We start from the raw sequence: 23,404 nt of genomic DNA, 5'->3' as shown, positions 1-23,404 counted from the left end.
ATTACGGCACCGGGGCATCCGCCAGCACATCACTCCCCGCGGCTCACCCCAATGAGCACCATCAGGTAATCCGTACGGGATTCACCAGGTCGGCGACCAGCACCAGCAGGGTGAAGCAGATGAAGATCCCCGCGACCACGTAGGCGACGGGCATGAGCTTGGCCACGTCGAACGGGCCGGGGTCGGGGCGGCGGAACAGCCGTGCCATGTGGCGGCGCACCGATTCCCACACCGCGCCCGCGATGTGCCCGCCGTCCAGCGGCAGCAGCGGCAGCATGTTGAACAGGAACAGCGACAGGTTGAAGCCCGCGACCAGGAAGAGCATGGTCGCGACCTGCTGCGACGCCGGGATGTCGAGCGTGGTGATCTCGCCGCCGACGCGGGCGGCGCCGACCACGCCCATCGGGGAGTCCGCCTTGCGCTCGCCGTCGCCGAAGGCCGCGTCCCACAGGTCGGGGATCTTCGACGGCAGCGCGATCAGCGAGTCGACCCCCTGCTCGACCATGTCGCCCATGCGGTCCACCGACTGGCCGAAGGACTGCTCGACGATGCCGTGGGCGGGCGTGAAGCCGAGGAAGCCGGCCTTGACGGTCTCGCCCTCCACATAGCCGCCGTGGCCGTCGGTCTTGGCGACCTCGTTCTTGATGAGGACCGCGTGGAGGTCCATACGCTTGCCGTCCCGCTCGACCGTGACGGTGGTCGCGCCGGTGGTCTTGCGGATGTTCTTCTGAAGGGTGGGCCAGTCCGGTGTGGGCACGCCGCCCAGGGCGACGATCTTGTCCCGCGCCCGCAGCCCCGCCTTGTTGGCCGGGGTCTCCTCGGCGTCCTTGGGGCACTTGTCGGTGTCCTTGGCGGAGGCCGGGACCACGCACTTCTGGACCGAGCCGACGGTGGTGGTCTCGGTGTTGAGCCCGAAGGTCATCATGACCCCGAGGAAGATCACCACGGCCAGCACCAGGTTCATGAACGGCCCGGCGAACATCACGATGACGCGCTTCCACGGCTTGCGGGTGTAGAACAACCGCTTCTCGTCGCCGGGCTGGAGCTCCTCGTACGCCGCCGACCTGGCGTCCTCGATCATCCCGCGCCACGGCGAGGTGGAGCGGGCGGTGATCTTCCCGTCGTCGCCGGGCGGGAACATCCCGATCATGCGGATGTAGCCGCCGAGCGGGACCGCCTTGACGCCGTACTCCGTCTCCCCCTTCTTGCGGGAGAAGATCGTCGGCCCGAAGCCGACCATGTACTGCGGCACCCGGATGCCGAAGAGCTTGGCCGTGGAGAGATGGCCGAGCTCGTGCCAGGCGATCGAGAAGAGCAGTCCGAGGACGAAGACGACTATCCCGAGGACCGTCATCAGGGCTGTCATACGCGGGCCTCCGGGGTCGCTGTCGCGTGCGCCGCACGGGCGGCGAGTTCACGGGCGCGGGAGCGGGCCCACGCCTCCGCTTCGAGGACGTCCGCGACCGTCAGCCGGGTTCCCCTGGCGGGGGTGCCGTGTTCCGCCACCACCTCGGCGACCGTATCGACAATCCCGTTGAAGGGCAGCTTCCGGTCGAGGAAGGCGGCGACGCACTCCTCGTTGGCCGCGTTGAAGACCGCCGGGGCGGTGCCGCCGAGGCCGCCGACGTGCCGGGCGAGCCCCACCGAGGGGAACGCCTCGGTGTCGAGCGGCAGGAACTCCCAGGTCGACGCCGTGGACCAGTCGAAGGCGGGGGCGGCGTCCGGCACCCGCTCCGGCCAGCCGAGGCCGATCGCGATCGGGCCGCGCATGTCGGGCGGGGTGGCCTGCGCGATCGTCGAACCGTCGACGAATTCCACCATCGAGTGAACGTAGGACTGAGGGTGGACGACGACCTCGATGCGGTCGAACGGGACGTCGTAGAGCAGATGTGCCTCGATGACCTCCAGCCCCTTGTTGACCAGGGTCGCCGAGTTGACGGTGATCACCGGGCCCATCGCCCAGGTCGGGTGGGCGAGGGCGTCCTCGGGCGTGACGTTCACCAGCTCCGCCTTGGTACGGCCCCGGAAGGGCCCGCCGGAGGCGGTGACGACGAGCTTGCGCACGTCGGCGCGGGTCCCGGCCGCCAGGGCCTGGAACAGGGCGGCGTGCTCGGAGTCGACGGGGATGATCTGACCGGGCTTGGCCAGGGCCTTCACCAGCGGGCCGCCGACGATCAGCGACTCCTTGTTGGCCAGCGCCAAGGTGCGGCCCGCCTCCAGGGCGGCGAGGGTCGGCGCGAGGCCGATGGACCCGGTGATGCCGTTGAGCACCGTGTGGCAGGGCGACTGGGCCAGCTCGGTGGCGGCGTCCGGGCCGGCCAGGATCTCCGGCAGCGGCTCCCCCTGTCCGTACCGCCCCGCGAGCGCTTCCCGCAGGGCGGGGGCCTTGTCGGCCCGGGCCACGGCGACGGTGCGCACCCGCAGGGTGTGGGCCTGCTCGGCGAGCAGGTCGACGCGCCCGCCCGCGGCGGACAGGCCGGTCACCCGGAAGCGGTCGGGGTTGCTCAGCACCACGTCGATGGCCTGGGTGCCGATCGATCCCGTGGATCCCAGGATCACGATGTCGCGCGGGGCCCCGGGGTCGGCGGTGGCCGCCTCGAAGCGTAGGTGCGGGTCAGCCAGGGTTTCCGTCATCCCCCCATTGTGGCCGAGCACCGCCCCCGGGGATCGCGGCGGGCTCCGGTCAGCCGAAGGGGCGGCGGGCGCTGGGCCTGGTGGACGGGCCCGGGGTGGACTCGGCGATCCACGGTCCGTCGCCGCTGGCGTCGATCACGCCGTCCTCCAGCCAGCCGTACGAGCCGCCCAGGACCTCCGAGACGACGGCGCGGTCGAGGGTGTCGGTGTTGGTCCACAACCGGCCGAAGAGCTCGTCGGCGCGGATCCTGGCCTGCCGGCAGAAGGCGTCGGCGAGCTGGTACGCCTCGGCGCCGTGGTTGCCGGCCGCGCGCATCATCTCGGCCCGTACGCAGGACGCGCTCATCGCGAACAGCTCGGCGCCGATGTCCACGACGCGCCCCAGGAAGCCCTGCTTGGTCTCCATCCGGCCCTGCCAGCGGGACATGCCGTAGAACGTGGACCGGGCCAGCCTGCGGGCCGAGCGCTCCACGTAGCGCAGATGGCCGGACAGGTCGCGGTGGCCGGGCGGGTGGAACTCGCCGTAGGAGCGCGGCAGATGCCCGGGGCCGGTGACCAGGCCGGGCAGCCAGCGGGCGTAGAAGCCGCCGGCACGGGCGGCGGCCCGGCCCTTGTCGGACAGCGAGCTCTCGGGGTTGATGAGATCGCCCGCCACGGACAGGTGCGCGTCGACCGCCTCGCGGGCGATGAGCAGGTGCATGATCTCGGTGGAGCCCTCGAAGATGCGGTTGATGCGCAAGTCGCGCAGGAGCTGTTCGGCGGGGACGGCGCGCTCGCCGCGGGCGGCGAGGGAGTCGGCCGTCTCGAAGCCGCGGCCACCGCGGATCTGCACCAGTTCGTCGGCCATCCGGCAGGACATCTCGCTGCCGTAGAGCTTGGCGAGCGCCGCTTCGATACGGATGTCGTTGCGGTTCTCGTCGGCCATCTGGGAGGCGAGGTCGATGACCGCCTCCAGGGCGAAGGTGGTGGCGGCGATGAAGGAGATCTTGGCGCCGACGGCCTCGTGCCGGGCGATGGGCTTGCCCCACTGCTCCCGGGCCGCGGACCACTCGCGGGCGATCTTCAGGCACCACTTGCCGGCGCCCGCGCAGATGGCGGGCAGCGACAGCCGACCGGTGTTGAGGGTGGTCAGCGCGATCTTCAGTCCGGCGCCCTCGGGGCCGATGCGGTCGGTGGCGGGGACCCGGACCCGGTGGAAGCGGGTGACGCCGTTCTCGATGCCGCGCAGCCCCATGAAGGCGTTGCGGTGCTCCACGGTGATGCCCTCGGCGTCGGCTTCGACGATGAAGGCGGTGATGCCGCCCTTGTGGCCCTCGGAGACGGGCACGCGGGCCATCACGATGAGCAGGTCGGCGACGACCCCGTTGGTGGTCCACAGCTTCACGCCGTCGAGGACGTAGGCGTCATCGCCGTCGGGCACGGCGGTCGTCGCGAGCCGGGCCGGGTCGGAGCCCACGTCGGGCTCGGTGAGCAGGAAGGCCGAGATGTCGCCGCGGGCGCAGCGCGGCAGGTAGGCGTCCTTCTGGGCCTGCGTCCCGAACTGCTTGACCGGCTGCGGCACGCCGATGGACTGGTGGGCGGAGAGCAGCGCGCCGATGGCGGGGCTGACCGAGCCGATCAGGGCGAGGGCCTTGTTGTAGTACAGCTGGGTGAGCCCGAGGCCGCCGTACGCGGTGTCGATCTTCATCCCGAAGGCGCCGAGCTCCTTGAGACCGCGGACGGTCTCGTCGGGGATGCGGGCCTCGCGCTCGATCCGGGCCGCGTCGATGCCGGTCTCGCAGAAGTGCCGCAGCTTCGCCAGGAACGCCTCGCCGCGTCGTACGTCGTCCGGGGCGGGCGCGGGGTGAGGGTGGATCAGGTCGAGCCGGAACCGGCCGAGGAACAGCTCCTTGGCGAAGCTGGGCTTGCGCCACTGCTGCTCCCGGGCGGCCTCGGCAACCTGCCGGGCCTCGCGCTCGGAGACGGAACGCGCGGGAGTGTGTTCGGGGACGGTACGAGCACGCATGAGGGGCTCACCTCGCCGCGGTGTCGGAGAGTCGTCGTCGGGGAGTCGTCGTCGGAGAGTCGTCCTTCCCGGTCGCCGCCGGGGGGGACCGGTGCTGTGCTGAGCTGGGTGCTGTAGCTGAGCTGGGTGTAGCTGGGCTGTGCTGCGTATGTACCCGATGGGGGCGATGTGTACCAGGCTGCGGGGAGCCGTCGCCCCGTCGGCCCAGGGGGCGGGGAGTGGCCGTGGTGTCCGGCATTCGCCGCGCCTTGTCCGAAACGCTACTCCACGTAACGGAGAAGTTCGGATTACGGCACTTCGCGCGCCGTCTCCTGACACACTCGGCGCGCGGGATCTGCGCCGCGCTGGGGGGTGCTCGCATGGCCGGACGGTGGCCTTTCCGATCGTCACGCCGCAGGCGGGGTGGGCGCGATGACAGGACCGGCACGGGGGCGGGTACGGGTATGGGCGCGGAGAGCTGCGCGGTGTGGGGTGCGTGCGCGAGTGCGAGCGCGAGTCCGGATGCGGGCGCGAGTCCGAATGCGGGCGTAGGCGCGCGTATCAGTGCGACTACGGGGGCGGGTGCAGGCGCGCGTACGGGGACGGGCACGGGCACGGCTGGAGGGGCGGGCACGGGTGCCGGCGCGCGAACGGCCGCGCGCGGCGCCCGACCCGAGGATCCGCCGGGCGCGATCGGCATGGCGCTGCATCAGGCGGTGTTCGACGACGAGTCGGGGGCGCGGGTGTGGCTGCGACGCGCCGAGCAGTGCGAGGACCCGGAGATCCTCTGCGCCGCCGCGGACATCCACGCCCGCATGCTGGGCGACACCGACACGGCGGTGGGCCTGTACCGGCGTGCGGCCCATCGCGGCTCGACGGAGGCGATGGGCAGCCTCGGGCTCGTCCTCGTACGGCAGGGGCGGACGGCCGAGGCCGAACGCTGGCTGGGACAGGCCGCCCTGAACGGCGACGGCGAGGCGGCCAACCACCTGGGGCGGGTCCTGCGCGGACGCGGCGAGATACGGGAGGCGATCGGCTGGTTCCGCCGCGGCGCGGAGGCGGGCAGCGCGGACGCCATGGGCAACCTGGCGCTGCTGCTGGTCTCCGACGGCCGCGAACGGGAAGCGTGGGAGCTGTTGCGCCGAGCGGGCGCGGCGGGCGACGCGCTGGCGGCAACACTGGCGGCCTCACTGGGCGGCCACACACACGGCGCGGCGGAGCCCGCCGGGGACGCCTCGCCCGGCGGACATGCCGAGGGCGCCTCGCCTGGTGGACCCGCCGGGGGCGCCTCGCCTGGCGGACCCACCGGCGGCGTGGCCGATCCCGCCGCCGGGCGCCGGGCAGCAACCCGGATGCCCGAACCCCCACAGGGACACGCGATCACTCCGGCGGGGCCAGTCCCGGGCGCCTCGCCGAACGGCCACGCCTGGGGCGCGGCGGAACCCGCCGGGGGCGCCTCGCGCAACGGATATGTCCACGGCGCGGCCGATCCGGCCCCCAGGGGCCGGGCAACCGCCCGGACTCCCGAGCCCCTGCACGGACACGCGTGCGCTCCGGCGGACCCCGCCCTGGGCGCCGCACCAGACGGACATGCCTGCGGCGCGGCCGATCCCGCCGTCGGGCGCCGGGCAGCCACCCGGGGGCCCGAACCCCCGAGCGGATACGCGTGCGCTCCGGCGGGGACAGTCCCGGGCGCCTCGCTGGCGGGCCCCGCGGGCACTCTGACGGGCCCCGCTCCGGGCCGTTCGTCGGCTGCCCCGGCTCCCGAACCCCCGAGCGGACACGCATGCACCCCGGCGGCCCCAGTCCTGGCTGGCCCGTCGGGCGTCTCGGCGGCGGAACCCCCGGGGCCGGCTCCTCGTCCCCGCGTAGCGAACGCTCCGGAACCGGGCCGCCCGGTGCTTGCGCCGCCGGCATCGGGCGGCCCGGGGCCCGCGTCCGGGGCCTCGGAGGCCGCCAGCGGGCCGTGCGAGTCGGCATCCGGCGGACCGGTGGCTCCCGCGCCCCAAGTGGGAGCGCTTCCGGCCGGTACCGCCCGGACGAAGGCCGAGGGAGGCGGCTGTGGGCGGGGCAGGCCGGCGGCGGCCAGTCCCGGGCCAGGCCGCCCCGTACGTCGCGGCCCCGCACTCGGCGGCCCTCTGCCCAGCGGCCCCGTGGCCAGCCCCTCTGTGCCCAGCGGCCCCGTGCCCGGCGGCCCCATCTCCATGTCCGGCGGGCCGGAGGGCGAGGGTGGCGGGGCGCCCGGGTGGCTCGCGTGTGTGGCCCCGGTCGCGCGTCCCGCGGCTTCCGCCGCAGGGCCCGAGTACGCGGCGTCCGCCAGCCCGGGGCCCGGCGGGGCGGCGGGCCCCGGACCCTCCGCGTCCCTTGCCACGCTGCGCGACGGCCCGGCACCCGAGCACCAGGGGCACGCCGCCCCGGCGCCGGACAGCGCCGCGTACGCCCCTCGCGCGCGCGGTGGCGCCCCCGCGCGCGAACACCTCCCGTACGAGCGGATCGCGCCCCCCAGCCCGGCGACCCACGCCCCGAACGCCGGGCGGCCGGACATCGGGCAGCCGGAGACCGTGCGGCCGGCGACCGGGCGGCCGGAGGCCATGCCGGACATCGTGGGGCCGGACACCGGGCGGCCGGAGCCCCGGCATCCGGAGACCGTGCGGCCGGAGACCGGGCATCCCGATGTCGAGCGGCCTGACGCCAGGCTCACCGAGCCGGTGCGCCCGCCGTTCCGCGACGGAGGGTCCCGGCCCGCGGACCCGTCGGAGCGCGGCGGGCCTCCGCCGGTCACCGTCGACCCCTCCGAACCCCTCCGCTCCGCCGAGCGGGCACGCCTGGCCTATGCCCGCACCGGCGATCCCCGGACGCTCGGCCTGGCCCTGGAGCTGTGCCGGACCGCCGTCATCGGCTACGCGCACCGACCGGAGGGCGATCCACACCGGGTTCTCAGCCTGTCCACGCTCGGGACGCTGCTGCGGCTCCGCTACGAACGCCACAAGTCACCCGGCACCCTCCGCGAAGCGGTCGAGACGGGCCGGGCGGCGGTCGCCGCGGCGTCGCCCGAGGACCCCGCGTACAGCCGCCACCTGTCGGCGCTCGCGGCCTCCCTGCACGACGTGTTCGCGCGGACCTACGACCCGGCCGTACTGGACGAGTCCATCGCGCTGTACCGGCGCGGCCTGGCCGTCCTGCCGCCCCTCCACCGCGCCTGCGCCGGGCTCCAGTCCGACCTGGCCCGCGCCCTGGTGCACCGGGCCCGGTACGAGCCGGGTGGCCCGGAGCTGCTGAAAGAGGCGGTCGCGCTGGGCAGGGCGGCGGTGGGCGGCACGCACGCCGGACATCCGCGGCACGTCGGACGGCTGCGCCAACTGGGTGCCGCCCTGCTCCAGTACGCGCTGAGCGACTCCGACTTCGCCGCCCTGGACGAGGCCGTCGACGTGTACGAACGCGCGCTGCGGGCGGCCCCCGTCGACGCCCCGGAGCGCGACCGGATCCGCACCGAACTGGACACCTGCCTGCATTCCCGGCGGGCGATCCAGACGGCCCGCGACCGTCGCGCGCCGCGCGTCGCCGCGCGCTCCGCCAGGGCCTCCTGGGACGAGGAGGTACGGCGCGCCTCCGCTCACCACGCCGCGTACGAGCGCGACGGCAGGCTGCCCGACCTGGAGCGGGCGATCAGCGGGTTCGCGGCGGCGGTGCGGGGCGCGGTCGACACCGAGGTGCGCGGGGCGGCCGCCAACGGGCTCGGCATCGCCCTGTGGTCGCGCTACGAGCACGGCGGCGACCGGCGGGATCTGGACCAGGCGATCGGCCTGTTCCATGACTGCCTGACCACCGGCCGGGGGCATGTCCCGGGGGCACCGCCCGGGCAGAGTCCGGCGGAGGCAGCGGTGGGGGAAGACGGCGGTTCGGACCGGACCGCCGTCCGGGCGCGTCTCGCCGAAACACTGCGGCTGCGGTGGCTGCGCATGGGCGACGGCGGCGACCTGACCGTCGCCGTCGAGCTGATGCGGGGCGTGGTGGCCGCCACCGCGCCGCACGATCCGCGCCGTTGCGCGCGGTTGCTCGGCATGGGCGGCTGCCTGCGGGCGGCGTTCGCGCACTTCGGCGATGCCGCGGCGCTGACCGAGGCGATCGCGTTCGTGCGGGAGGCCGTGGCGGCCGCCCCAGAAGGCAGCGAGGAGCAGGCCCTGGCCCGTGCGCAGCTCAGCGAGGCGCTGCGGGACGGGTTGGGCTGGGGCGCCATCGACCGGGACGCGCCGGGCGGCCCATGTGCGCCCGGCGACCCGTCAGAGTCCCTCCCGCCCGCGGCCGGCGGCTTGCCCCCGTCGAACGGCTCGCCTCCGTCGAACGGCTCCTTCGGGATCGGCGCCCGTGCGGCGCTCGACGAGGCGGTCGGGCTGGCGCGCGCCGCCCTGGCGGCCACCCCGGCCGACCGGCCGCTGTACCCCCGCCTCCAGGCCGGTCTGAGCCTGTGTCTGCTGCATCGCTATACGGTCGGCGGGGACTCCGGCGACCTGGCGGGTGCGGCGGCCGCGGGCAGGCGCGCGGTGGCCGGGACGCCGGCGGGCCATCCCGACCGTCCCGAACGGCTGCGGGTACTGACCGAGATCGCCCGCCTGGAACACAGTGTGTTGGGCACCGGCGCCTCCCTCGACGTGCTGATCCGGGTCGCCCGGGAGACCGCGGACGCGGTGCCCGCGGGGCACGCGCTGCGTGCACGGGCGCTGACCACGTACGCGTGGGCACTGGGGCTACGAGGCGCGGCGGAGGACGACGCGGCGGCCCGGTCGGCATCGGAGGCGGGGTACCGGCAGGCCGCCGAGGACCCGACGGCCGCCGTCAGCGAACGCGTGGAGGCCGCCCGGCGCTGGGCGTCGAGCGCGCACCGGAGCGGCGGGGCGGCGCATGCCCTGGATGCCGCCGCGCTGGCGGTGGAACTGCTCCAGCGCATGGCGTCCCACGGCTCGGGCACGGACGCCGCGCCCGAGGGCGACGCCAGCGCCCCGGCCGGTGCGGGAGGCGTGGCCGGTGACGGGGCCGGGGTTCGTGCCGCTCGGGGGCCGGACCGCGCCGGGCGCGAAAGGGTGTCGCAGCGCTTGGCCGGTCTGCCCTCGTACGCGGCGGCCTGTGCGATCGAGGCCGGGGACCCCGGGCGCGCGCTGCGGCTGCTGGAGCAGGGCCGCGGTGTGCTGCTCTCGCAGGCGCTGGGGACCCGTACCGAACCGGCGGATCTGCGGAAGCGGCATTCAGGGCTGGTGGACCGGTTCGTCCAGTTGCGGGAGGCTCTCGACCGGCCGGAGCCCGACGTCTTCTCCTCCGCCGGCACCGCGGGGCTCTCCGGCCCCACCGCCAATGCCGTCAGGCGGGCGGTGGCGGGCGACACGACGACGGCCGCGCTGCACGGGGAGGACCGGCACGCGCTGGCCGAGGAGTGGGACCGACTGAAGGAACGTATCCGCCGCCAGCCGGGATTCGCGGACTTCCTGCGTCCCCCCGGGTTGGCGGAGCTGCTGACGGCCGCGGAGGACGGCCCCGTGGTGGTCGTCAACGTCAGCCCGCTGCGCTGCGACGCGCTGCTGCTGACCGAGGGCACGCTGCAGACCGTGCCGCTGCCCGCGCTCGGCTATGCGGAGGCGCAGCGCCGTACATCGGCGTTTCTCGCCGCCGTCCGCGCCGCGCACGACCCCGCCGTCCCCCCGGCCGGGCGGCTCGCTGCCCAGGCGGAAGTCGCCGGGGTGCTCGGGTGGTTGTGGGACGCCGTGGCGGAACCCGTACTCAAAGCGCTGCGGCTGACGGGACGGCAAGGCAGGCACGGCAGGCGCGGCCGGAGGCGCGGCGACCGCCCGCTGCCGCGCCTGTGGTGGGTCCCGACGGGTCCGCTGACCGCGCTGCCGCTGCACGCCGCCGGACCGCTCTCCCCCGCCGGTGTCGTCACCGGCGGCGTACCGGACCGGGTGGTGTCCTCGTACGCACCGACCGTCCGCGCCCTGGTGCGCGCCCGCTCCCGTACCGGTCGGCAGCCGGGCGGCCGCGTGGAGCCGCTGGTGGTGGATCCCGGCGCGCCGGAACCGGCCGCGGCAGCACGGGAGGCGGCGCGGGAGGCGGCGGAGGCAGGGCAGGAGGTGGCGCGCGAGACGTTCGCGCTGACCGGCCGGGTGCCCGGCAGCAGGGTGCTGACGGGTGAGCGGGCCCGCCGGGACGTGGTCCTGGACACGCTGGCCCGGCACCGCTGGGTGCACTTCGCGTGCCCTGCCGTGAGCGTGTTGGACGACCTGTCGGCGAGCCGGGTGCTGCTCCACGACCGGGCGACCGGTCCGTGCACGATCGCGGACGTCGCCCGGCTGGGGCTCACGGACGGCGAGTTGGCGTATCTGACGGCGTGTACGACGGCGCGCGGGCCGCGGACGGCGGCCGTCGAACCGGTGCACGTCACCGGGGCGTTCCACATGGCCGGGTACGCGCAGGTGATCGGCACCCTGTGGCCCGTGGACGACGGCACGGCGGCACGGATCGCCGAGGACTTCTACGGCGCGCTGACCAGCACGGCCGCGGGCGCCGCGGCCCCGCCGTCGGCCCGTGACGCGGCGCACGCCCTGCACCAGGCGGTGCGGGGCGTGCGTGAGGCGTACCCGATGGCGCCCGCGCTGTGGGCGGCGTACCTGCACGTGGGCGCCTGACGGACTGCCTGGCCGAACCGGATGACCGGAACGGAACAGACCGGAACGGCCAGGCTTGTCGCGCTCTACGGGGGTACGCGCTCGGGGACGCGCTCTACAGGGGGGTGCTACAGGGCGAGCCCGGTGAGCACCAGGACGCGCTCGTACGTGTAGTCCTCCATCGCGTAGGCCACGCCCTCCCGGCCGACGCCGGACTGCTTGGCACCGCCGTACGGCATCTGGTCGGCCCGGTAGGACGGCACGTCGCCGACGATCACGCCGCCGACCTCCAGGGCGCGGTGGGCGCGGAACGCGGTCTGCACGTCGTGGGTGAACACGCCCGCCTGGAGGCCGTACTTGGAGTCGTTGACGGCGGCGAAGGCGGCGGCCTCGCCGTCCACCTTCGTCAGGGTGAGCACCGGGCCGAAGACCTCTTCGCCAGCGATCGTGGCACCGGCCGGGACGTCCTCCAGCACGGTCGGCGCGTAGGCCGCGCCGTCGCGCTTGCCGCCGGTGAGCAGCCGGGCGCCGGCCTCGACGGCCTCGTCGACCCAGGACTCGACGCGCCGGGCGGCGTCCTCGCTGACCAGCGGGCCGACGTCGGTGGCGGCGTCGGACGGGTCACCGGTGACCTGGGCCTCGACGGCGGCCACGATCTTCGGCACGAGCCGGTCGTAGACGGAGGCGTCGGCGATGACGCGCTGCACGCTGATGCAGGACTGGCCACCCTGGTAGTTGGAGAAGGTGGCGATGCGGGTGGCCGCCCAGTCCAGGTCCTCGTCGGAGGAGAAGTCCGACAGGACGACCGCCGCGCCGTTGCCGCCCAGCTCCAGCGTGCAGTGCTTGCGCGGGACCGAGTCCATGATCGCGTAGCCGACCTTGTCGGAACCGGTGAAGGAGATCACCGGCAGCCGCTCGTCCTGGACGAGCGCGGGCATCCGGTCGTTCGGGACCGGCAGCACGCTCCACGAGCCCGCGGGCAGCTCGGTCTCGGCGAGCAGCTCGCCGAGGAGAAGCCCGGACAGCGGGGTGGCGGGCGCGGGCTTGAGGATGATCGGCGCGCCGACGGCGATGGCCGGGGCGATCTTGTGGGCGCACAGGTTCAGCGGGAAGTTGAACGGCGCGATGCCCAGCACGGTGCCGCGCGGGAAGCGGCGGGTGAGCGCCAGCCGCCCGGCGCCGCCGGCGTCGGTGTCCAGCCGCTGCGCCTCGCCGCCGTTGAACCTGCGGGCCTCCTCGGCCGCGAAACGGAACACGGAGACGGCACGGCCGACCTCGCCGCGCGCCCACTTGACGGGCTTGCCGTTCTCGGCGGAGATCAGCTGGGCGATCTCCTCGGTGCGCTCCGCGAGCCGCTTCGAGACGTGGTCCAGGGCGGCCGCCCGGACGTGCGCGGGGGTCGCGGCGAACTCGTCCCGCACGGCGTGGGCGGCGGCCACGGCCTCCTCGACCTGGGCCTCGGTGGGGACGCTCACGGTGCCGACGTGACGGCCGTCCCAGGGGGACGTGACGTCGAAGGTGTCCTCGCCGGTCGCCTTACGGCCGGCGAGCCAGAACGCGTGGGTGGTGGTCACAGCGGATCCCGGCCCTTCCGAAGTGGTGGGTTGGTGGTGCGGTGGTTCTCTGGGTCCACGGTAGGGGTGGGGCGGCCGCGGGTCGTTTGTCCGAGCCGTAGCAGTCGCGGCGCGCGGCGCACCGCTTTGGCGTGCGGGGACGTGTTCCGGCGGAGCCGGGGGGCTGGGCGTGGTGGCCGGTGCCGCGGCGCGGGCGCGTTCTGCCGGTGGGTGGCCGCTGCCGCCCGGCGTCTTTTGCCCGGTGGGTGGAGCGCCTGTGCCCGGTGGGTGGTGCCGCGCGTGCGTGGTGCGATGCGGCGCCGTACGGGTGCGCCTGCCCGGTGGCCGGGCACGGGTCGCAGACGGCACCCAAGCACCGGCACTGGCACCGGGTCGCAGACGGCACCCAAGCACCGGCAACGGCAGCGGGTCGCAGACGGCGCCCAAGCGCCGGCAACGGCAGCGGGTCGCGGCCGCCGCGCGAGCCCCGCGCGCCGTCGGGTCACGCGCCCGACGGGCCCTCGCCGGGAGGCGACACGGCCTTGAGAGCCAGCCACAGTTCCATCCGTACGTCCGGATCGTCCAGCGAGCGCCCGAGGATCTCCTCCACGCGCCGCATCCGGTAGCGCAGGGTGTGCCGGTGCACGCCGAGGTCGGCGGCGGCCGCGTCCCACTGGCCGTGCCGGGACAGCCAGGCCCGCAGCGACGCCACCAGGTCACCGCGGCCGGTCGCGTCGTGTTCGCGCAGGGCCCGCAGCATGCCGTCGGCGAAGGCCCGCACGGCGTCGTCGGCCAGCAGCGGCAGGACGGATCCGGCGGCGACCTCCTCGTGTTCGACGAGCACGCGGCCGCGCCGCCGCGCCACCGACAGCGCCTGCTCGGCCTGCCGGTAGGCGCCGGCGGCCGCGATCGGTCCGGCCGGGGCGGACAGGCCGATCACCAGGTCCGGTCCCGGTGCGGCGGCACCGCGGTCGCGTGGGCGGGCGGCGGTACCGCGCAGGGCCTCCACCGCCGCCGCGTACTCCGCGCAGGCGGCGACGGCCGCGCCGCCGTCCGGGGCGAGCACGATGAGCCGTTCGCCGTCGGGGACCACGAGCACGGCCTCGCCGGTGCGGGCCGCGGCGGTCTCCATGGCGTCGGCCAGTGCGCCGAGGGGGTCGGGCGCGGCTTCCGCGCCCGCCGCCCGGGGCTGTGCGGGGGGCTGGGACGGGGCGTGGCCGCCGCCCCTGGCCGCGTCCACCGCCGCCCCTCTGGCCGCGGGGTCCGGCGCCGCGTCGGCGGTCCCGGGGGCGGGCTGGGCTCCGCCGCCCGGCAGCGCGTCGGCGACCAGCATCCGGAAGGGCGCGTCGAGCAGACCGCCGTACAGCCGCCCGGCCACCGCCCGCGCATGGTCGGGTTCGCCCGCCAGCAGCATGCGCAGCACCGCCGCGCCGAGCCGCTGCTCCGCCGCCTGGAGGGCGCGGGAACGCTCGGTCGTCAACGTCAGCAGCGCCACGGCGGAGTTCACGGCATAGCGCTCGGCGGTGCCCAGGGGCGCGCCGGTGCCGACGGCGAGGACGCCCCGGGCCCGGCGGCCGGTGCCGAGTGACTGGAGTTCGATCCGGTCGGCGGTGATGTCGTCACCCGCGCCCTCCCTCTCCCCCTCCCCCTCCGCTTCCCCGCCGCCGTCTCCGCTTCCGTCTCCGCCGACGACGGCGCTCGCGGGCGCGGGCCGGGACCGCAGCCGCTCCACGTCGGCGGCGAGCCGGGCGGCGCGGCGGGCCGCCCAGTCGGGCGCGGCGGCCACGACCGCGCCGGTGGCGTCGTACAGCGCGGCCCAGCCGTCGATGTGGGCGGCGAGCCGGGCGAGCAGCGCGGCCGGTCCGTCGGCGCCGATCGCGGCGCGCGTCAGCTCGCGCTGGGCCTCGAAGCCGGCGGTCACGGCCCGGTACTGCTCCGCGGCGATGGCCGCGGAGACCGCCTTGCTGATGGCGATGAACGGTGTCTTACGGGGCACTTCGAGCAGCGGGAGGTCCGCTTCCGCGGCCGCCTCGACCAGGGCGCGCGGCACCTCGTCGTAGTTGACGCCGACGGCGAACCCGATGCCGACGACGCCCGCGCCGACGAGCCTGCGCACGTAGCGGCGCATCGCGTCGGCGTTCCCGGCGTCCAGCTTCATCGCGGTGATGAGCAGCAGCTCGCCGCCGTCCAGATACGGCACGGGGTCGGCCAGTTCGCTGACGTGGGCCCAGCGCACGGGCGTCTCCAGCCGGTCCTCACCCGCGAGCACGGCCAGTTTCAGCGCGGAGTGGTGGACAAGGGAGGCGAGCGTGGGAGGCATGGCACCTTCGATACGGCGTCGGCGGCGTGCGGTGGGCGCGGGCGGGGGCGGGGGCGGCCGATCGGGCTTCCGCCGCTCCCCCCTGCGTACGCCGCCCTGTATGAACGACTGCGCTCAATTCTGCCTCAGTGGCGGATTCGGCGTCGTACCGCTCAGCCCCGCAGGTCGACCAGGACCGGCGGGGCGCTGTCGCCCCGTACGGAGGTGACGGAGAGGACCGCGTGCCCCGGCGGTACGGAGTGCGCCAGCTCGGACGCCGACCAGCGTTCGCGCTCCACCTTCCGTACGGTGACGGACTGGATGGTCGCGGCCTTGCCGGTCACCACCTTGCGGATGAAGTGCAGCACCTTCGTCATCGGCTCGTCGGAGATGATCTGGCGGTCGGTGACGTCCCGGGTCTCCACCCACGCCGTTCCCCACACCTCGGCGAACCGCGCGCCGTCCCAGGTGGTGACCCCCGCGTACGCCATACGGCAGCCGACCGCGCCGAGCAGCGCGCTGCGCAGCGCCTCGGGCACGTCGTCGAGCGTGCGGAGGGTCAGCACGGCTCCGGCGTTGGCGGCGCGCAGCCGCTGGATGCCGCGCAGCGCCTCGGGGGTGATGGTGTGGGAGGCGTCGTCGAGCACCAGGCAGGCGAAGAGCGACCGGTCGGCACGGCCCGCCGCGCACTCGGTGAACTGCGCGAGGACGAGGCGCGCCAGCATCCGGGAGGCCTCGGCGTGGCCGCGTTCGGGCAGGTCGATACGGACCCGCAGCGGGTGCTCCAGCGCGCGCAGGGAGAAGGGCCGCCGGTCGCCCCGGGTGTTGAAGAAGTCCGCGAAGGCGGGCCGGTCCAGCAGCGCGATGCGGTCGGCGAGCAGCACGCCGGGGTCCCCGGCGGCGGTCGACTGGCGGACGCGCGCGTCGAGCTCGCGGGCCTGCGCGGACTCGCCCGCGGCGTCCAGCGCGTCGCGCAGCGCGTTGACGGCGGTCTTCGATCCGTCGAGCAGCTCGCGCAGCTCCGGTACGGAGGGGAAGCGCCCGTGGGCGGCGCGGAACGGACCGAGGAGCTGGGCGAGTGCGGTGGCGGCCCGACGGCTGTCGCCGCCGGGCAGGGCGTGCGCCATGTCGCCGACGAGCGCTTCGGCGAGCACGCCGGCCGCCTCGTCGGGGTCGGTGGTGCCGCCGTAGAGGTCGAGGTCGTAGGCGGATTCGGGGCGGCCGATCTTCACGACGACGTCGAACGCGTCGTCCGGCCCGATCCCCGCGTCGGCCGCGCCCACGGCCACGACGGCCGCCTGCCCGGCGAGGGCCTGGAGGCACAGCGACTCCACGACGGGCCGCACCAGCCGCCCGGTCTTCCCGGCCCCGGGCGGCCCGACGGCCAGCAGCGAGGTGCCGAGCACCCCCGGCTCGAGGGCGAGGCTGACCCCGCGGTGCTCGTAGGGATTGCGGAGGTCGTCGATGGCGGTGCCGATCCGGACCTGGTGGGCGACGAGGTCGTGCTGCGCGGTCCGTACCGGGAGGTCGCGCACCCCGGACGGATGCGCACAGGCGGCGGCGCCGTGCCGCAGCACGGTGTCGGTGAAGGCGGCGAGCCGGGTGGGCTGGGCGCGGACGGACTGCCAGGCGCGGTCGATCCGGGCGTGGTCCACATCGTTCATCCGCCCACCACGCGCCTCGGCGGCGAGCCGATCGGCGGCGCTGTGAGCCCCGGCGGCACGGAGCTCGGGCCACTCGACGGGGTCTGTTTGGGGGTTCTGGGGGGTGCCGTGTGGAGCAGAGGGGTGATCCCCCATGCGGCGGAGGAGTGCGACGAAGCGGCGGAAGACCTCTCCCCAGTGACCGACGCGGCTGAAGACAGCGGCAATGATCACAAACCACAAAGTGTCGTAGCACCGCGCGATCCAAACGAGAGTTTCTCTGTCGCCCTCCGGGTCGTACCCGAACAGATCCAGCAGCACTTCGAGCGGCCAGAACCAGTACCCCCCCAAGTAATCTTTCGTGATCAGCGACCACAGCAGCCACGTGCACAGCAGTGCGATCAACGCACCGCTGAACAGCCTGCGCGCGGGGACCCGGTCCGGGTCCTCCGGCGGCTTCGGCTTGTGCCCGTACACCCACACCCCCGGCCCCGCCGCCGGCCGCGGCGTGCGCAGCCACGCGATGAACGGCGGCGGCACCGACGGCGCGGTCGGCGTCACCGGCGGAGGCGGTACAGGCGGTGCGGCCGGTACGGACGGTGTGGACGGCGCCGGCGGGGCGGCCGGGGCAGGTGGCGTCACCGGCGGTGGCGGAGGCGGAAGCAGCGGCCCCGCCGCCCCTGGCGCAGGCGGCATCGGCGGTTCGGCCGGACGGGGGACCGCGTCCCCCCGCGTCCCGCGCGCGTCATACGTGCCCTCGGTGTCCATGCGCCGCCCCTTGCCCCTGCCCAGCCATTCAATCCACTCAATCTAGTGGGCCCAGCCGAGGAGTTCACCGCCCCCGCGCCACTGCCCGCCCCGCCGACGACCCCCGCCGCCACCCCCGCTATGTCCGTCGCGGACAACGCAACACGTCCACTGCTCCCGAACGGAACATGCCCCATCCGCTCCCGCGCCCCTAGCCTGCGACTAAAACCCCTGATCTTTCCCCTGGAGCACCTCATGACCGAACTGTCCGGAGGCCCGTCCCTTCCGCAGGAGCGCCGCGTCGTCACCGCGATCCCCGGCCCGAAGTCCCAGGAGCTGCAGGCGCGCCGCAGCGCCGCCGTCGCGGGGGGTGTCGGCTCCGTGCTGCCGGTGTTCACGGTGCGCGCCGGCGGCGGCGTCATCGAGGACGTGGACGGCAACTCGCTGATCGACTTCGGTTCCGGTATCGCCGTGACCTCGGTCGGCTCCAGCGCCGAGGCCGTGGTGCGCCGCGCCTCCGCGCAGCTCGCCGACTTCACGCACACCTGTTTCATGGTGACCCCGTACGAGGGCTACGTGGAGGTGTGCGAGGAGCTCGCGCGGCTCACCCCGGGCGACCACGCCAAGAAGTCCGCGCTGTTCAACTCCGGCGCCGAGGCCGTCGAGAACGCCGTCAAGATCGCCCGCGCCCACACCAAGCGCCAGGCGGTCGTGGTCTTCGACCACGGCTACCACGGCCGCACCAACCTCACCATGGCGCTCACCGCCAAGAACATGCCGTACAAGCACGGCTTCGGCCCGTTCGCGCCCGAGGTCTACCGCGTCCCGGTCGCCTACGGCTACCGCTGGCCGACCGGTGCGGAGAACTGCGGCCCGGAGGCCGCAGCCCAGGCCATCGACCAGATCACCAAGCAGGTCGGCGCCGAGAACGTCGCCGCGATCATCATCGAGCCGGTGCTCGGCGAGGGCGGCTTCATCGAGCCCGCCAAGGGCTTCCTGCCCGCGATCGTGAAGTTCGCCAACGACAACGGCATCGTCTTCGTCGCGGACGAGATCCAGTCCGGTTTCTGCCGGACCGGCCAGTGGTTCGCCTGCGAGGACGAGGGCATCGTCCCGGACCTGATCACCACCGCCAAGGGCATCGCGGGCGGTCTGCCGCTCGCCGCCGTTACCGGCCGCGCCGAGATCATGGACGCCGCGCACGCGGGCGGCCTCGGTGGCACCTACGGCGGCAACCCGGTGGCCTGCGCCGCCGCGCTCGGCGCCATCGAGACCATGCGGGAGCTGGACCTCAACGCCAAGGCCAAGCGCATCGAGGAGGTCATGAAGGGCCGCCTCTCCGCGATGCAGGAGAAGTACGGGATCATCGGCGACATCCGCGGCCGCGGCGCGATGATCGCGATCGAGCTGGTGAAGGACCCGGCCACCAAGGAGCCGCACCCGGAGGCCGCCGGCGCCCTGGCCAAGGCCTGCCACGCCGAGGGGCTGCTGGTCCTGACCTGCGGTACGTACGGCAACGTGCTGCGCTTCCTGCCGCCGCTGGTGATCGGCGAGGACCTCCTCAACGAGGGCCTGGACATCCTCGAGGGCGCGTTCGCGCAGCTCTGACCAGCACTTCCCGGCCCTCCGGGGGCCATGGGGGACGACTCCCAGGCTCCTTCACCCGTCGCGCCCGCGCCGTACACCCCTGCCCGAGGTGACGGTCCGTCATCCTCGGCGGGGTGCACGGCGGGGGCGGCGTGAAGAAGATGTGCGGGGGCCATGTCGGACAGGTGATCCGCCTGTCCGGCCCGGCCCGGCTGCCGTACGGTTTCTGCAGATGAGAGAAACACCCCGCTCGCAGGGGACTGCGAGCGGCGCCGTGTCGGCGCTTCCCTGGTTCCGGCCCGGCCGTGCCCTCGCGCACACCACTGGAGCCTCCGGCTCCGGATCTCCTCACCGATCGGACGGCCGCCCGCCCCAAACCCCCCGGGGCGCGCGGTCCACCGGTCGCCACGGCGGCCCCGGAACCACCCCCCCCCTGTTCCGGGGCCGTCGGCTTTCCTCCGCACCCGGCGCCCCCCCCCCCCCCCCCCCCCCCCCCCCCCCCCCCCGGTACTCCCAGCGCCCTCGTACTCCCAGCGCCCCGCGCTCTTCGGACCCCGTATGCCCCGTGCGAACCATCACGCCCGTACGAACCATCACGCCCGTACGAACGATCCAGCCCGTGCGGATCATCCAGCCCGTGCACCCCGTGCGCTCCCTGCCCTCCGTACGCTCCGAGTCCCGCGTCCCGGGCGGGCGCCTCTGACACTCGCCGCGTGCTGCGCGCTGCTCTTCGCGGTCGTCACCTGGCAGGTTGCCGCCCGAGGACCGCTGCGCTCCCTCGACGAGCGGATCGGGCGCGGCGCACGCGGCCGACTCCTGCCCGGCGGGCTCGCTGAGTTCCTCGCCGACCTCGGCAACATGACCGTGGCGCTGCCCGTGCTGGGCGCGGCGCTGGTCTATACGGGCCTGCGGCTGCGCCGGGCCGGTGCCCGCTGGTGGCCGCCGCCGCTCGCCGCGGCCGCGGCCATGGTGGCGGTGCCGGTGGTCGTCGCCCCGCTGAAGGCGCTGATCGACCGCTCGGCGCCGCCCGGCCCGCTGGCCGGTGCGGAGGGCTTCTACCCGTCGGGCCATACGGCGACGGCCACGGTCGCGTACGGCGGGGCGGCGCTGCTGGTCCTGCTCTGCCACCGCACCGAGCGGCGCGACGGCGCGCGGCGCCGCGACGTCCACGATGTCCGCCACGGCAGCCACATCCACGACAGCAGCGAGGTCCGCGGCGGCAGCCCCGGCCACAAGGTCCGCGACGGCCGCGACCCACACCGCCGCACCACGATCACCGTCGCCGCGGCGGTCGCGCTGCTGAACCTCTGCGTGGGCACGGGCCTGGTGCTGCGCGGCTACCACTGGCCGCTCGACGTCATCGGCGCCTGGTGCCTGTCCGGTGTCCTGCTGACGGCCGTGTCGGGCGTGGCGCGGTCGGCCGTCCCCGTCGTACGGAGCCGGTGCGATCCGCCGCACCGCGTCAGCCGCCGTACACCAGCCGGGCGGCGGCCTCATGCATCGCGAGCTCCAGGACCACCGGATCGGTGAGGCGTCCCGAGCCGTCCGGCGCGACGAGCCAGCGCATCCCGCCGCTCGCCCGCCCCGGATGCGGCACCACGACCCAGGCACCGGTCGAGACCCCGCGTACGCCGGTGCCGAGCCAGCGGCCGGTCGTGCCCGCCGGGACGAAGTAGCCCACCTGGGCGCCGCCGAAGGCGGTGACGACCGGGCCCGGCCGGTCGGCGCGGCGGCACAGCACCTCCAGCGCCGCCGCCCCCAGCTCGCCGGGCAGGACCAGGACGTCCCAGAGCCTGCCGGCGGGCAGCAGCGCCACCCCCAGGGGGCTGCGCTCCCACTCCCACCGGCAGACGCCGGGGTCGAGGGCCGCCGAGACCAGCCAGTCCAGCGCGCCGCGCCCCGTGGTGCCCATGCCGCCGCCCGTGCCCGTCATGCCAAGCCTCCGCTCTTCGTACGCGCCGCGTGGCGCGCTCAGAGGAGGAGAAGGGCGACGGCGCGGATCCTTACACGGCTTTCGACCGCCCATCGCCGGCGCGGCCGCCGGGGTCAGCCCCGACGTCCGCGTCCGCCGTCGGTGTCAGCTGTCGAAGCCCAGGCCCGCCTTGTCCATGGCCTTGAGCCACAGGTTGCGGCGCCCGCCCCGCCGGTCCGCGCGGGTCATCGACCACTGCGTGATCCCGATCCCGGCCCAGCGCAGCGGCTCCGGCGGGAACGGCAGCGGCTTGCTGCGGACCATGCGCAGCCGGGTGCGCTCGGTGTCCTGGCCGTCCAGCAGGTCCAGCATCACGTCCGCCCCGAAGCGGGTGGCGCCGACGCCGAGGCCGGTGTAGCCCAGGGCGTAGCCGATCCGCCCGCCGTGCGCGGTGCCGAAGAAGGCGGAGAACCGCGAGCAGGTGTCGATCGCGCCGCCCCAGGCGTGGCTGAACCGTACGCCCTCCAGTTGCGGGAAGCAGCGGAAGAAGTGCTCGGCGAGGGTGCGGTAGGTGGCGGGGCGGTGGTCGTGTTCGGCGCGGACGCGCTGCCCGAAGCGGTAGACGATGTCGTGACCGCCCCACAGGATGCGCTGGTCGGCGGTGATCCGGAAGTAGTGGAAGTGGTTGGCGCTGTCGCTGAGTCCCTGGCGGCGCTGCCAGCCGACGGCGGCGAGTTGGTCGGGGCTCAGCGGCTCGGTCATCAGCGCGTGGTCGTAGACGGGTACGACGTACGGGCGGATGCGCCGCACCGGGGACGGGAAGGCGTTGGTCCCCAGGGCCACCCGCCGGGCGCGGACCCGGCCGTACGGAGTGGCCACGCGCACCGCGCCGCCGCCGGTGACCGGCCGCTCGGCGGGGGTGTGCTCGTAGATCCGTACGCCCAGCTCCAGGCAGGCGCGCTTGAGCCCCCAGGCGAGCCTGGCCGGGTGCAGCATGGCCACGCCGGTGCGGTTCCACAGCCCGGCCAGGAAGGTGGGCGAGTCGACCTCGGCGCGTACGGCGTCACGGTCGAGGAACTCGTAGCCGCCCAGCCCCAGCCGTTCGGCGTCGCGGGCGGTCTGTTGGAGCTCCGCGATCTGGTGGGGGGCGGTGGCCACGTCGATCTCGCCGCTGCGTTCGAAGTCGCAGTCGATGGCGTAGCGGGCGACGGTGGCTTCGATCTCGTCGAGGTTGCGCTGCCCGAGGCGTTCGAGCGCGGGCAGTTCCCCGGGCCAGCGGGACATCCCGTTGCCGAGGCCGTGGGTGAGGGAGGCGGCGCAGAAGCCGCCGTTGCGGCCGGAGGCCGCCCAGCCGACCTCCTGGGCTTCCACCAGGACGACGTCCCTTTGCGGGTCGCGTTCCTTGGCGCGCAGCGCGGTCCACAGGCCGGTGTAGCCGCCGCCGATGACGAGCAGGTCGCACTGCTCGTCGCCGACGAGGGCGGGGCGGGCCTCGGGCCGGGCGGGGTCGTCCAGCCAGAAGGGCGTGGGGTGGGCGTCGGAAAGGCTTCGTACAGGGTTCATGGCTGCTGAGGCCATGATTCTCAGCTCCTTCTGCGGCGAGTGCCGGCCAGTTGGCCGACGAGTACGCACAGCACGGCGAGGGCGAACATCGCGGTTCCGATCACGTTGATCTGGACGGGCGTGCCGCGCTGTGCCGATCCCCAGACGAACATGGGGAAGGTCACGGTCGATCCGGCGTTGAAGTTGGTGATGATGAAGTCGTCGAAGGAGAGCGCGAAGGACAGCAGCGCGCCGGCGGCGATGCCGGGCGCGGCGATCGGCAGGGTGACGCGCAGGAAGGTCTGGGCCGGGGAGGCGTAGAGGTCCTGGGCGGCCTGCTCCAGTCGCGGGTCCATGCTCATCACGCGGGCCTTGACGGCGGTGACGACGAAGCTCAGGCAGAACATGATGTGCGCGATGAGGATCGTCCAGAAGCCGAAGTCCACGCCCATGTTGAGGAAGAGGGTGGCCAGCGAGGCGGCCATGACGACCTCGGGCATCGCCATCGGCAGGAAGATCAGGCTGCTGACCGCGCCGCGGGCCCGGAAGCGGTAGCGGGCGAGCGCGAAGGCGATCATCGTGCCGAGGACGGTCGCCCCGACGGTGGCCCATATCGCGATCTGCAGGCTGAGGGAGAGCGATCCGCACAGGTCGGCGACGCCGCACGGGTCGGTCCAGGCGTCGGTGGAGAACCGCTGCCAGGTGTAGTTGAAGCGGCCGTTGGGCTTGTTGAAGGAGAAGACCAGGACCACGATGTTGGGCAGGACCAGGTAGGCGAGGGTGGCGAGCCCCGCCAGCACCACGAGGTTCCTGCGCAGCCAGCGGGTCAGCGCGGTCAGTGGGCTCCGTGCCT

Annotated in this window: 12 protein-coding genes; 3 read left to right on the top strand and 9 right to left on the bottom strand. The window is 74.7% G+C overall.

Annotated features, from left to right (window positions below; translation table 11 throughout):
- Nucleotides 1–61: 61 nt before the first annotated feature.
- Genes Q3Y56_RS25990 through Q3Y56_RS25980 form a run of 3 tightly spaced genes read right to left on the bottom strand, consistent with a single transcriptional unit; the run spans nt 62 to nt 4,639 of the window.
- Nucleotides 62–1,366 carry an RIP metalloprotease gene (locus Q3Y56_RS25990; protein ID WP_304464234.1) on the bottom strand — a complete coding sequence of 435 codons (1,305 nt, stop codon included), beginning with the start codon at nt 1,364–1,366 and terminating at the stop codon, nt 62–64.
- Nucleotides 1,363–2,634 (bottom strand): 1-deoxy-D-xylulose-5-phosphate reductoisomerase, encoded by a 1,272-nt coding sequence (gene dxr / locus Q3Y56_RS25985; protein WP_304464233.1) that lies wholly within the window; start codon nt 2,632–2,634, stop codon nt 1,363–1,365. Before dxr ends, Q3Y56_RS25990 begins: the two co-directional genes overlap by 4 nt.
- A gap of 49 nt (nt 2,635–2,683) precedes the next feature.
- Nucleotides 2,684–4,639 carry an acyl-CoA dehydrogenase family protein gene (locus Q3Y56_RS25980; RefSeq protein WP_304464232.1) on the bottom strand — a complete coding sequence of 652 codons (1,956 nt, stop codon included), beginning with the start codon at nt 4,637–4,639 and terminating at the stop codon, nt 2,684–2,686.
- A 677-nt stretch (nt 4,640–5,316) separates the two neighbouring features.
- Between Q3Y56_RS25980 and Q3Y56_RS25975 the strand changes: the two genes are divergently transcribed.
- Nucleotides 5,317–11,289: a CHAT domain-containing protein gene (locus Q3Y56_RS25975; protein ID WP_304464231.1), complete on the top strand. Its 5,973-nt coding sequence runs from the start codon at nt 5,317–5,319 to the stop codon at nt 11,287–11,289.
- A 107-nt stretch (nt 11,290–11,396) separates the two neighbouring features.
- On the opposite strand, the gene Q3Y56_RS25970 is transcribed toward Q3Y56_RS25975, so the two are convergent.
- The 3 genes from Q3Y56_RS25970 to Q3Y56_RS25960 all read right to left on the bottom strand — a co-directional run bounded on the left by Q3Y56_RS25970 (nt 11,397) and on the right by Q3Y56_RS25960 (nt 17,531).
- Nucleotides 11,397–12,842 carry an aldehyde dehydrogenase family protein gene (locus Q3Y56_RS25970; protein WP_304464230.1) on the bottom strand — a complete coding sequence of 482 codons (1,446 nt, stop codon included), beginning with the start codon at nt 12,840–12,842 and terminating at the stop codon, nt 11,397–11,399.
- A 481-nt stretch (nt 12,843–13,323) separates the two neighbouring features.
- Nucleotides 13,324–15,141, bottom strand: a complete 1,818-nt coding sequence (locus Q3Y56_RS25965; protein ID WP_304464229.1) for a PucR family transcriptional regulator — start codon at nt 15,139–15,141, stop codon at nt 13,324–13,326.
- A gap of 152 nt (nt 15,142–15,293) precedes the next feature.
- Nucleotides 15,294–17,531, bottom strand: a complete 2,238-nt coding sequence (locus Q3Y56_RS25960; RefSeq protein WP_304464228.1) for an ATP-binding protein — start codon at nt 17,529–17,531, stop codon at nt 15,294–15,296.
- A 234-nt stretch (nt 17,532–17,765) separates the two neighbouring features.
- On the opposite strand from Q3Y56_RS25960, the gene gabT reads away from it, so the two are divergent.
- Together gabT and Q3Y56_RS33590 are read left to right on the top strand one after the other, a co-directional pair.
- Nucleotides 17,766–19,118, top strand: coding sequence for a 4-aminobutyrate--2-oxoglutarate transaminase (gene gabT, locus Q3Y56_RS25955; protein WP_304464227.1), 1,353 nt, complete (start codon nt 17,766–17,768; stop codon nt 19,116–19,118).
- A 537-nt stretch (nt 19,119–19,655) separates the two neighbouring features.
- Complete coding sequence (locus Q3Y56_RS33590) at nt 19,656–20,627, top strand: phosphatase PAP2 family protein (RefSeq protein WP_369696800.1); 972 nt, start codon at nt 19,656–19,658, stop codon at nt 20,625–20,627.
- On the opposite strand, the gene Q3Y56_RS25945 is transcribed toward Q3Y56_RS33590, so the two are convergent.
- The 3 genes from Q3Y56_RS25945 to Q3Y56_RS25935 all read right to left on the bottom strand — a co-directional run bounded on the left by Q3Y56_RS25945 (nt 20,560) and on the right by Q3Y56_RS25935 (nt 23,390).
- Nucleotides 20,560–21,030, bottom strand: coding sequence for a hypothetical protein (locus tag Q3Y56_RS25945; protein ID WP_304464226.1), 471 nt, complete (start codon nt 21,028–21,030; stop codon nt 20,560–20,562). The genes Q3Y56_RS33590 and Q3Y56_RS25945 overlap by 68 nt on opposite strands.
- A gap of 144 nt (nt 21,031–21,174) precedes the next feature.
- Nucleotides 21,175–22,587 carry an FAD-binding oxidoreductase gene (locus Q3Y56_RS25940; RefSeq protein ID WP_304464225.1) on the bottom strand — a complete coding sequence of 471 codons (1,413 nt, stop codon included), beginning with the start codon at nt 22,585–22,587 and terminating at the stop codon, nt 21,175–21,177.
- A 5-nt stretch (nt 22,588–22,592) separates the two neighbouring features.
- Nucleotides 22,593–23,390: an ABC transporter permease gene (locus tag Q3Y56_RS25935; RefSeq protein WP_304465806.1), complete on the bottom strand. Its 798-nt coding sequence runs from the start codon at nt 23,388–23,390 to the stop codon at nt 22,593–22,595.
- Nucleotides 23,391–23,404: the final 14 nt, after the last annotated feature.

This window comes from Streptomyces sp. XD-27 (assembly GCF_030553055.1).
In the GTDB taxonomy this organism is placed as follows: domain Bacteria; phylum Actinomycetota; class Actinomycetes; order Streptomycetales; family Streptomycetaceae; genus Streptomyces.
This window is presented reverse-complemented; position numbering and strand designations above follow the sequence as displayed.